The sequence below is a fragment of the uncultured Campylobacter sp. genome (assembly GCF_938030815.1).
Taxonomy (GTDB): Bacteria; Campylobacterota; Campylobacteria; order Campylobacterales; family Campylobacteraceae; genus Campylobacter_B.
Map to the genome: position 1 here is coordinate 1 of NZ_CALHII010000244.1, position 9,001 is coordinate 9,001.

Here is a 9,001-nt window from a genome sequence, read left to right on the forward strand (position 1 = left end):
CGAAGCCGAAGGCGGCCTACAACAAGCCATCGCGCCATTGCCGTTTTTGCACGCATCGCTTTGCACGACGCTGCCTTGTAGGTTCATCGCACGGATACCGTCTTGAACATCGGCGAAAGAATATTTGCCGCTCTTTGGCGCATCGACTGCGCTTTTTGGTGCGTTGCTAACGCAGCCTGCTAAAAATACACCGGCGGCGATCAAAGCTAGAATTTTCTTCATATTTTGCTCCTTAATTTTTTGAAATTTGGCGACCCAAAATGTAATAGGTCTCTTTGCCCGCGACCTTTTGTAGCTTGAGCTTAAATTTTTCCGACCAAGATCGGATGATCTGCTCCGCAGCAATCTTGCGCTCCTCATTTGTAGCGTCATTTTTTATCTTAAAATACGGATTTGAATTCGACATAGCCACGTGCGCACCGTAAATTTTAAGCTTATCGTTCAGCCCCACGATGCGATCAAGCTCGTTATCCTCAAAATCACACTTCGATAAAATTCCTCGCAGCTGCGCGACCGTCGCGTCGTTTACGCTATATCCTAGCGCTAGCAAAATTCCATCTTCACTCATTCTCATCCTTTCAAAAAAATTTATCTGTTCGCTTGTGAAATCAAAACGCCTTCGATTATGCTTTTTATATCGCCGTCTAAGATCGCGTCGGTCTGGCTATACGCCTCGCCGCTGCGGTTGTCCTTGACCTGCTGATATGGGAAAAGTACGTAGGAGCGGATCTGATGCCCCCAGCCGATCTCGCTCTTAGGCGCGTTCTCGTCCTTCTCGCGCTGTTTCATCAGCTCAAGCTCGTAAAGGCGCGACTTTAGCACCTTCATCGCCGTTTCTTTGTTTTTGTGCTGGCTTCTATCATTTTGGCAGTTTACTACGATACCCGTTGGGATGTGCGTGATACGCACGGCGCTTTCGGTTTTATTGATATGCTGCCCGCCTGCGCCGCTTGCGCGAAACACATCGACACGAATATCCTTCTCTTCGATATTTATCTCGATATCATCATTTAGCTCGGGGCTTACCATCACGCTTGAAAAGCTCGTATGCCTGCGCCCTGCACTATCGAATGGGCTAACGCGCACCAGGCGATGGATGCCGTTTTCGGCTTTCAGATATCCGTAAGCGTTCTCGCCGCGCACGATGAAGCTAACGTCCTTAAGACCCGCTTCCTCGCCCTCTTGAAAGTCCAAAACCTCGATCTTAAAGCCCTCTCGCTCGCAAAAGCGCAGATACATGCGGTATAGCATACTCGCCCAATCGTTGCTCTCCGTACCGCCCGCGCCCGGATGAATGCTGACGATAGCGTTTTTATCGTCGTTTTCACCGCTAAGCATCATGGAAATTTCTAAATTTATGATCTTATCCTCTAGCGCGTCCGCCTCGGTAAAAAGCGAGTTTATCGTCTCTTCGTCGTTTTCCGAGTTTGCCAGCTCATATAGAGCTTTTGCGTCGTCTACGGCATTTTTAGCGTTTAGAAATTTATTTAAGATATTTGAAATTTTAGTTTTTTCCTTGCCGATGGCGCCTACTTTCGCGACGTCCTGCCAGAGATTTTGATCATTTTCAAGCTCCTCAATCTCTTTTAGGCGCGCTTTGATGTTCTCCGGCTTTACGACGCCCGCAATATTTTCGACTTTAGTATTTAGGGTTTTTAAAAGTTCCGTGTATTCGTAATTATCCAAAATTTAAAACCTTTTTTATGCTTTTAGCGTGATTATAACATATTTTGGATTAAGGTTGTTTATAAAATTTTATTTAAGGCGGGCATTATGAAGCATTTATCTATTAGGGATATCAAAACCTGTTTGATATTGCCGTGATTAATCAGTTTAAGCTCCGTCGAGAGATCGGGCAGAGGGTCATTTAGTAGCAGTTTTAGCTTTGCTTCTTCTAGCTTCAACTTTTTGAAATCGGCTTTTTTGTCTTCAAGCATAGACACCACTAGCCTTAGCTTTTCTTTTGTCATTTCGCTTTGCACGAAAGTACCTTATACACGATAATGGAACATAAAAAAGCCGCAATGGAGCAGGCAAAATACGCCCAAATTTCTCCGATAGTTTTTTCAAGAAGCGCGTACAGCCCTAGCAAAAAGAAAACTAAGCCTATAATGCAAATTACGCCCGTAATTATGTTTAGTAAAACCGAGTTGGCGCTCTTTAAAAAAGAGCGCCTAATATCGCTAGCTTGAGCGTCTACGAGCTCTACTACCGAAACTATAAATTCAGATATGCCGGCCATTATTTTTTCAGCAACCAAGCGAGCAAAAATCCGACGCCCGCAGCGATAGCGACGCTTTTTATCGGATCTTGTTTTATCGTGTCATTTACGCTTTCTATGCCGTCTTTGCCTTTAAGCCTTAGATCATCTATATATTTTTTGATCTCATTGCTATTTAGCTGATCTAGAATTTTATCTTTAGCAGACTCCGCACGCTCTGCGCCTATGTTTTTGATAGACTTCATAATCTCTTTAAAATCCGCTCTTAAAGAGTCGATATCCTTTTTCAAAGAATCTAAATTTGTCTCTTGAGTAGCCATTTTCGCTCCTTTTGAAGTTTATTTTAGAGCTAAAGCTCGTGGTAGATTTTAGTACTTATTGATTAACGCTCGCTAAATAGACCGCCCTTTCGCGCTTAATTTATACCTTTAATATTTTTTGATATAATTGCCAGCCTTAATATTTTATATTGAAAAGAGAGAACAATGCAGATCATTAGAAGCGTAGAGGAGCTAAAAAGCTTCAGAGCAGCGGCAAGCGGCAGCGTGGGCTTCGTGCCTACGATGGGGGCTTTGCATGCGGGGCATGCGAGCCTCATAAAAAGGGCGCGGAACGAAAACGACATCGTAATCGTCTCGGCATTCCTTAATCCGGCGCAGTTTTTGCCGGGCGAGGATCTAAACAGCTATCCAAAAAACGAAGCGGGCGATATTAAAATTTGCGAGAGCCTCGATGTGAACGCGCTTTTTATCCCGAGCGTAGATGAAATTTACGGCTCCTGTGAGCCGGGCATTATCGCGCCTAAGCCGTTAAGCGAAATTTTGGAGGGCAAGACGCGGCCGGGGCATTTCAACGGGGTACTTAAGGTGCTAAATAAATTTTTTAATCTCGTGCGTCCGCTCAACGTATATATGGGCAAAAAGGACGCCCAGCAGCTTTTCATCGTGCAGAAGATGGTAAAGAGCTTTTTTATGCCTATAAATATCATCCCTTGTGAGATCGTGCGCGAAAGCGATGGGCTCGCGCTTAGCTCGCGCAACGCCTATTTGGATGAGGAGGGAAAGCTTATGGCGCTTAAGCTTTCGCGCTCCTTGCTAAACGCCAGCTCGCTTATTAAAAAAGGTGAGATCAGCCTAAATATCATCCGCGAAAAGATGCTTAGCGTGCTTGAGCCGCTGGTAGTCGATTATATAGCGTTCGTGGATTATAAATTTAATGAAATTTCGCAGATCAAGTCGGGAGATACTATCATTTTAGTAGCCGCCAAAGTCGGAACAACCCGTCTGATCGATAATATCTGGCTGTAAAATGGCAAAACTCCATCTCGTTTCTCTAGGCTGCAATAAGAATTTAGTCGACTCCGAGATCATGCTCGGGCGTCTGCAAAACTACGAGCTCACGGATGAGCCTGCGAGTGCGGACGTGATGATCGTAAATACCTGCGGCTTCATCGCAAGCGCCAAGCAGGAGAGTATCCGCACGATTTTGAAGCTTAGCGAGCAGAAAAAAAGCGGCGCGCTGCTGGTCGTCACGGGCTGTCTGATGCAGCGCTACAAAGACGAGCTTATGCGCGAGCTGCCCGAGGTTGATATTTTCAGCGGCGTCGGCGACTACGATAAAATCGATGAGATGATTTTAAAAAAGCAGAATTTATTCAGCCCGCAAACCTATCTGCAAAGTCCCGCGCTTACCTCTTCGCGCGTGATAACGGGCTCAAACTACCACGCTTACGTTAAAATTTCGGAGGGCTGTAATCAAAAATGCTCTTTCTGCGCCATTCCGAGCTTCAAAGGTCGCCTAAAAAGCCGCAGTATCGAGGACATCGAAGCGGAGGTACGCAGTTTGGTAGCGCGCGGATTTTACGATTTCAGCTTTATCGCGCAGGATTCTAGCAGCTATGGTCGCGATCTAAGATGCGGCAACAAGGGTGGATCAAATTTTAAAGGCTCCGAAGGCGAGTTAAATTTTGCGGGCTTTCGCGACGGGCAGAATTCCGATGGCTCAAGCGGCAGCGCGGGAGATAAGATTTCCGCTCAAAGTGGGCTCTCCTGCGGTAAGGGCTCTAGCGACGAGAGCGCGGGCGACGAAAAAGCCCACGAGCAGGGCATAGATCTAGTCGCGCTGATAAAACGCATCGAAAAAATAAAGGGCGTCAAGGTCGCGCGCGTGCTGTATTTATACCCTACCAGCACCGACGAGCGACTCATCCGCACGATCGTGGGCTCACCCGTTTTCGCAAATTACTTCGACATGCCGATTCAGCACATAAACGACAAAATGCTAAGCCTGATGAAGCGCGGCGCGAGCGCGGCGCGGATCAAAGAGCTTTTAAATTTAATGCGAAGTGCGCCGGGCGCATTTTTACGAACGGGCGTCATCGTCGGACACCCAGGCGAAACAGACGTAGAATTTGACGAGCTTTGCGACTTTTTGCAGGAGTTTAAATTTGATAGAATTTCAGCTTTTGCCTACAGCAAGGAGGAGGATACGGCGAGCTTTGCGATGCCGCAGATCCCCGCACGGACAATTAGTCGCCGTCTGAATAAAATCGAAAAAATCACGCGCGAAGCGATAGATAGCAGCATGCACGCGCTCGTAGGCAAAAAGATGCCCCTAATAATCGAAGGTGCCAGCAGCGAGGGCGAGTTTTTTTACGGCGCCAAGCCTCTTGCATGGGACAAGGACATCGACGGCGAAATTTTAATCAACGAAAGCTACGTGCAAAATCTAAAAGTAGGCGGTCTATACGAGTGCGAAATCACGGAATTTGCGGGCGATAGACTACTTGCGCGAGTATTGAGAAGTTCGCAAGGACAATGAAAAACTCGCCCGAAATTCCAAGCAAAATTCTAGCCTTGCTACGAGCTAGCAAAAATCTGCTTGCTTTTTCGCACGGCGTCGATAGCACGGCGCTTTTTTACCTTCTGGACGAGGCGGGTGTGAAATTTGACCTCGCGATCGTTGACTATAATGTCCGAGCGCAGAGCAAGGACGAGGTCGCCTCGGCGCGAGACTTAGCGGCCAAATTTAACAAACAAATCTACGTAAAAAGCGTGCGTCTGGGCGCGTCAAATTTCGAGCACGAGGCGCGCGCGGCCAGATATGAGTTTTTTGGCCAAATTTGCCGCGAGCGGGGATATGAAAATTTGATTTTGGCGCATCAGTTTGATGATAAATTCGAGTGGTTTTTGATGCAGCTTGGGCGCGGCGCGGGGCTTAGCGAGCTACTTGGCATGCAAGAGCTTGAAGCTCGCGAGGACTACGTGATCGCTCGACCGCTTCTAGGCGTACGAAAGTGCGAGTTGGAGCGGTTTTTGCGTGAGCGAAACCTAAAATATTTCACCGACGAGACGAATTTAACGGACCGGTTTAAGCGCGGCTTTATTCGCGCGAAATTTAGCGAGCCGTTTTTGGACGAATATTTTAGCGGCGTGAAAAAAAGTTTTAAATTTTTGGCGACCGATTCGTTAAATTTGGCTCCAGAAATTTCTAATCCCGCAGCAAAAATTTATCTCGTAAAACGCGGTGCAAACGAGCTTCGCGGCGTCGATCAGGCATGCAAGCGACTAGGATTCGTGCTAAGCTCGGCGCAGCGAAACGAATGTACGCGCTGCCTAGAAAACGGCGCTGACTGCGTGCTAGGCGGCAAGGTAGCCGTGGGTGCGGACAAAAATTTTATTTTTGTGACGCCATATATCAAAGCGGCGATGGAAAAGAAATTTAAAGAAGCGTGCAGGCGGCTTGCTATCCCACCGATAAACCGCGGATTTTTATTTGCCGTGGGCGCGGATCTTGCGCTATTTAAGGAGCTTTTATGAGCGTTTATTTTACCTCCGATCTGCACTTCGGCCACGAGCTGGTACTGAAAAAATATCCGAATTTTAGAAAAGGCGCAAACGTAGCCGAAATGGATGAAAATCTCATCGCCGCTTGGAATGCGCTCGTTACGCCCGAGGATCTCGTCTATAATCTCGGCGACGTATCCTTTCACAAGGATTTTGCGCACACTTGCGAGTTGCTTCGCAGACTAAACGGGCGACATTTTTTGGTGCTCGGCAACCACGATGGGCGCATCGCTGCGATGAAAAACGAGCTGCTAAGCGGACGCAAGGCGGACGGTAATTTTATGTTTGAGCAGATCGTAGGCTACGCCTTTGTGCACTTATCGCATAAGAGAGCGGCTCTGTCTCACTACCCGATGATCGAGTGGGCAAACTGCCATTATGGCGCGCTGATGCTCTACGGTCACCTGCATGCAGATATCGCCGAGGTTTCGGGCAGGGCGCTAAACGTGGGCTTTGATCTGCACGGCAAAATTTTAAGCGAGGACGAGGTGTGGTCGTATCTGAAAGATATCCCGCCCAAGGCTCATCACGCAAGCGAGCTAGAGGGCATTAGCGATAGCGACGACGTGGAACAAAGGCGGATTCTGATAGAAAATTTTTTACGTAAAATTAATCTGGATTCGTAAAAAATATAATTTGCGGTGCAAGACGGATCTTTGCGGCAAATGAGCTTAAATTTAAAATCGAGTTGATTTAAATACGAATGATTTTACCCAGCCAAAATCCATTATGTAACGCGAGATAAAATTTAATAAAATGCGGCGCAAACAGGCAACTAAATCGTATCAAGCAAGCGCAATTGCAAAGATAAGATTTTAAAATTCTGCCTAGGTGCGGAGCAAAAAATTTGATCTAGCGGGCTTCCAGCATCGCGATTTTGTTGATGTAATCGGCGAAATTTAGATTTATCAAATTTGTTTTGATGAATATGCGCGTGAAAATCACATAACCGATCTCGTTGCTAAGTGTGCCGTCGGAATAGATGAAAACGTTGGTGAGAAACTCGCTATTTTCGGATTTGTAGAAGGTCTCGATCTGAAAATTTAAAAGCTCGTAAAATAGCTCGTCAGTATCGCTCATCGCCGCCTGCATCTCCTCGTCGATACGCATTATATCGGCGTAGAGCACGCGCTCTTGGTTGGCGACGACGAAACATGCGCGGTTATTAAATTTCAGCGCAAACATCGCCATATTTTCAAAATCGCTTTGATTTTTTAGCAAAAAGTATAAAATTTTAAATAAACTAGCGTGCGAGCTAAATTCTATTCCAAAAGTCTCATCCGCCGCCTGTGCACTTACGCGAGGAAATTCCACTATGAAGCTATCATCGACTTTTTGATAAATGCTATTTTCTTTAATCATATAATCCTCGTTAAAATGCACTCTTTGATTTTCGTCGTCAATCAGCACGCAAGAGATTAAATTTTTATCACTCAGATCCGCAAAGCCTGCCAGCGAGGTAGCCAGATCGTTTTCTTGCGCGATGGGAAAGCGATCGGATTTCTCATCCAAAATTCTTTTACCAAAGCCCAATTTTCTATAAAAAAACTCGCATGCGTCGGCACTTTTAGCGACGCCGAGGAATGATTTTGCTTTAAATAGTGCCATTTTTTCTCCTAAAATTGCAATTATATCGAAACACTATTATTTCAAACTAAAATTTAATGTCCTGCTCAGCGCTTGCAAAAAGCAGTCGCCTGATCGCCTCTTTGCCCGCTTCAAGGCCAAGTCCTTCTAAATTTAGCGGCGCACTGAGGCTGTAATTTATGCGCGAAAAGGGCTTTGGCAAGACCATCTCGTCCCAGCTGCGAAATTTCCAAAAACTGCTCGCTTCGTAATTTAGCGCGTAAATATCTAAGCTTAGCCGCTGCGCAAGGATCACGGCTCCATCCGCGACGCTGTGAAGCGGACCGCGCGGGCCGTCGGGGGTGATGATGATGTCGGTGCCGTTTTTTATCTCTTTGATCGCGCCCATAAGCGCGCGCGCGCCGCCCTTGAAGCTACTGCCGCGGATCGCGCCGATGCCAAAATGCGAGATCACGCGCGTAATGATTTCGCCGTCTTTGTGATCCGAGATGATGACTTTGGCGCGCCTCTTGCCGAAATCCCGCAGCCACCAGCGTCTATAAGCAAAGCTCATCATCGCTAGCCTTCCGTGCCAAAACACGACGACGCAGGGCTTTTCGGGCAGCTTCGTGGGGGTAAATTTAACCCTGCACGTTAAAAAAATACACCAAATCAGAATAAAAATGAGATATTCGGCGACGCGGAAAAATAGCCGCTTTTTAAGCGATAACTTTTCCATAAAGCGCCATTCTGGCGGTCTTTTCGATACGTACTCTGCGCGTTTTTCCTAGTAGCTCCTCGCCGCCTTGCGCGCAGATTAAAAAATTTGAAAAGCTTCTACCGCACACAGTGCCGCCCTCGCGCAGCTCCTCGAAATATACATCGAAAATTTTATCTTTTTGCACTCTTGCGATCTCGTCTAAAATTTTAACGTGAGCGCTTTGCAACCTGCTTAATCTTTCGCTTGAAATTTCATCATCAAGCGGCTTTAAATTTGCTGCTGGCGTAAGCGGTCGCGGGCTAAATTTAAAGGAAAAAACCTGCTCGAATTTTACCGCCTCTAATACCTCCATCGTCTCAGCAAAATCATCCTCACTCTCGCTCGGATAGCCCACGATGATGTCGGTGCTAATCGCCACGCCCGGGCAGCTTTGGCGTAGCTTAAGCGCGCGGTCTAGATACCACTGCTTGGTATATCCGCGCTTCATATCGCGCAAAACCTTACTCGAGCCGCTTTGCAGCGGCATATGCATCGATTTGCAAATTTTAGGATTATTGCAAAAAACGTCCAAAAATTTATCGTCCATATGCAGCGGATGCGGGCTGGTAAAGCGGATACGCTCGATACCCTCTATCTCGCCAAGCCGCA

At 46.8% G+C, this 9,001-nt stretch carries 12 protein-coding genes; 4 read left to right on the plus strand and 8 right to left on the minus strand.

The features are described from left to right. The 5 genes from Q0277_RS09100 to Q0277_RS09120 all read right to left on the minus strand — a co-directional run. Positions 1-222, minus strand: a 222-nt coding sequence (locus Q0277_RS09100; RefSeq protein ID WP_297997430.1) for a hypothetical protein, incomplete at its 3' end; no start/stop codon positions are given. Between the two features lie 10 nt (positions 223-232). Then, the gene (locus Q0277_RS09105; RefSeq protein WP_297997431.1) at positions 233-568 is read right to left on the minus strand and encodes a type II secretion system protein; all 336 of its coding nucleotides are present in this window, start codon (positions 566-568) and stop codon (positions 233-235) included. 20 nt (positions 569-588) lie between these two features. Continuing rightward, positions 589-1,686: a peptide chain release factor 2 gene (gene prfB, locus Q0277_RS09110; RefSeq protein ID WP_297997433.1), complete on the minus strand. Its 1,098-nt coding sequence runs from the start codon at positions 1,684-1,686 to the stop codon at positions 589-591. 59 nt (positions 1,687-1,745) lie between these two features. Then, positions 1,746-1,982, minus strand: coding sequence for a hypothetical protein (locus tag Q0277_RS09115; RefSeq protein ID WP_297997434.1), 237 nt, complete (start codon positions 1,980-1,982; stop codon positions 1,746-1,748). 259 nt (positions 1,983-2,241) lie between these two features. After that, a complete protein-coding gene (locus Q0277_RS09120; RefSeq protein WP_297997436.1) occupies positions 2,242-2,541 on the minus strand; it encodes a DUF883 domain-containing protein in 300 nt (99 codons plus the stop codon). Positions 2,542-2,706: 165 nt separating this feature from the next. Between Q0277_RS09120 and panC the strand changes: the two genes are divergently transcribed. Genes panC through Q0277_RS09140 form a run of 4 tightly spaced genes read left to right on the plus strand, consistent with a single transcriptional unit; the run spans position 2,707 to position 6,692 of the window. Next, a complete protein-coding gene (gene panC / locus Q0277_RS09125; protein ID WP_297997437.1) occupies positions 2,707-3,528 on the plus strand; it encodes a pantoate--beta-alanine ligase in 822 nt (273 codons plus the stop codon). Between the two features lies 1 nt (position 3,529). After that, the gene (locus Q0277_RS09130; RefSeq protein WP_297997438.1) at positions 3,530-5,041 is read left to right on the plus strand and encodes a MiaB/RimO family radical SAM methylthiotransferase; all 1,512 of its coding nucleotides are present in this window, start codon (positions 3,530-3,532) and stop codon (positions 5,039-5,041) included. Continuing rightward, on the plus strand, positions 5,038-6,039 hold the full coding sequence (tilS, locus tag Q0277_RS09135; RefSeq protein WP_297997440.1) for a tRNA lysidine(34) synthetase TilS: 1,002 nt from the start codon (positions 5,038-5,040) through the stop codon (positions 6,037-6,039). The genes Q0277_RS09130 and tilS overlap by 4 nt, the downstream gene beginning before the upstream one ends. Next, positions 6,036-6,692, plus strand: a complete 657-nt coding sequence (locus Q0277_RS09140; protein WP_297997441.1) for a metallophosphoesterase — start codon at positions 6,036-6,038, stop codon at positions 6,690-6,692. The genes tilS and Q0277_RS09140 overlap by 4 nt, the downstream gene beginning before the upstream one ends. Before the next feature lie 226 nt (positions 6,693-6,918). On the opposite strand, the gene Q0277_RS09145 is transcribed toward Q0277_RS09140, so the two are convergent. The 3 genes from Q0277_RS09145 to Q0277_RS09155 form a co-directional block, all read right to left on the minus strand. Next, entirely contained in the window at positions 6,919-7,674 is a 756-nt protein-coding gene (locus tag Q0277_RS09145) for a hypothetical protein (RefSeq protein ID WP_297997442.1), read from the minus strand. A gap of 46 nt (positions 7,675-7,720) precedes the next feature. Continuing rightward, entirely contained in the window at positions 7,721-8,371 is a 651-nt protein-coding gene (locus Q0277_RS09150; RefSeq protein ID WP_297997444.1) for a lysophospholipid acyltransferase family protein, read from the minus strand. Next, positions 8,352-9,001: radical SAM protein (locus Q0277_RS09155; protein ID WP_297997445.1), on the minus strand; the 650-nt coding region annotated here is incomplete at its 5' end. The genes Q0277_RS09150 and Q0277_RS09155, both read right to left, overlap by 20 nt.

Excerpts from the sequence above, each read along its gene's own strand:
- Q0277_RS09105 (WP_297997431.1), bottom strand. The coding sequence starts at position 568 with ATGAGTGAAGATGGAATTTTGCTAGCGCTAGGATATAGCGTAAACGAC.
- Q0277_RS09120 (WP_297997436.1), bottom strand. The coding sequence starts at position 2,541 with ATGGCTACTCAAGAGACAAATTTAGATTCTTTGAAAAAGGATATCGAC.
- panC (WP_297997437.1), top strand. The coding sequence starts at position 2,707 with ATGCAGATCATTAGAAGCGTAGAGGAGCTAAAAAGCTTCAGAGCAGCG.
- Q0277_RS09130 (WP_297997438.1), top strand. The coding sequence starts at position 3,530 with ATGGCAAAACTCCATCTCGTTTCTCTAGGCTGCAATAAGAATTTAGTC.
- tilS (WP_297997440.1), top strand. The coding sequence starts at position 5,038 with ATGAAAAACTCGCCCGAAATTCCAAGCAAAATTCTAGCCTTGCTACGA.
- Q0277_RS09140 (WP_297997441.1), top strand. The coding sequence starts at position 6,036 with ATGAGCGTTTATTTTACCTCCGATCTGCACTTCGGCCACGAGCTGGTA.
- Q0277_RS09145 (WP_297997442.1), bottom strand. The coding sequence starts at position 7,674 with ATGGCACTATTTAAAGCAAAATCATTCCTCGGCGTCGCTAAAAGTGCC.
- Q0277_RS09150 (WP_297997444.1), bottom strand. The coding sequence starts at position 8,371 with ATGGAAAAGTTATCGCTTAAAAAGCGGCTATTTTTCCGCGTCGCCGAA.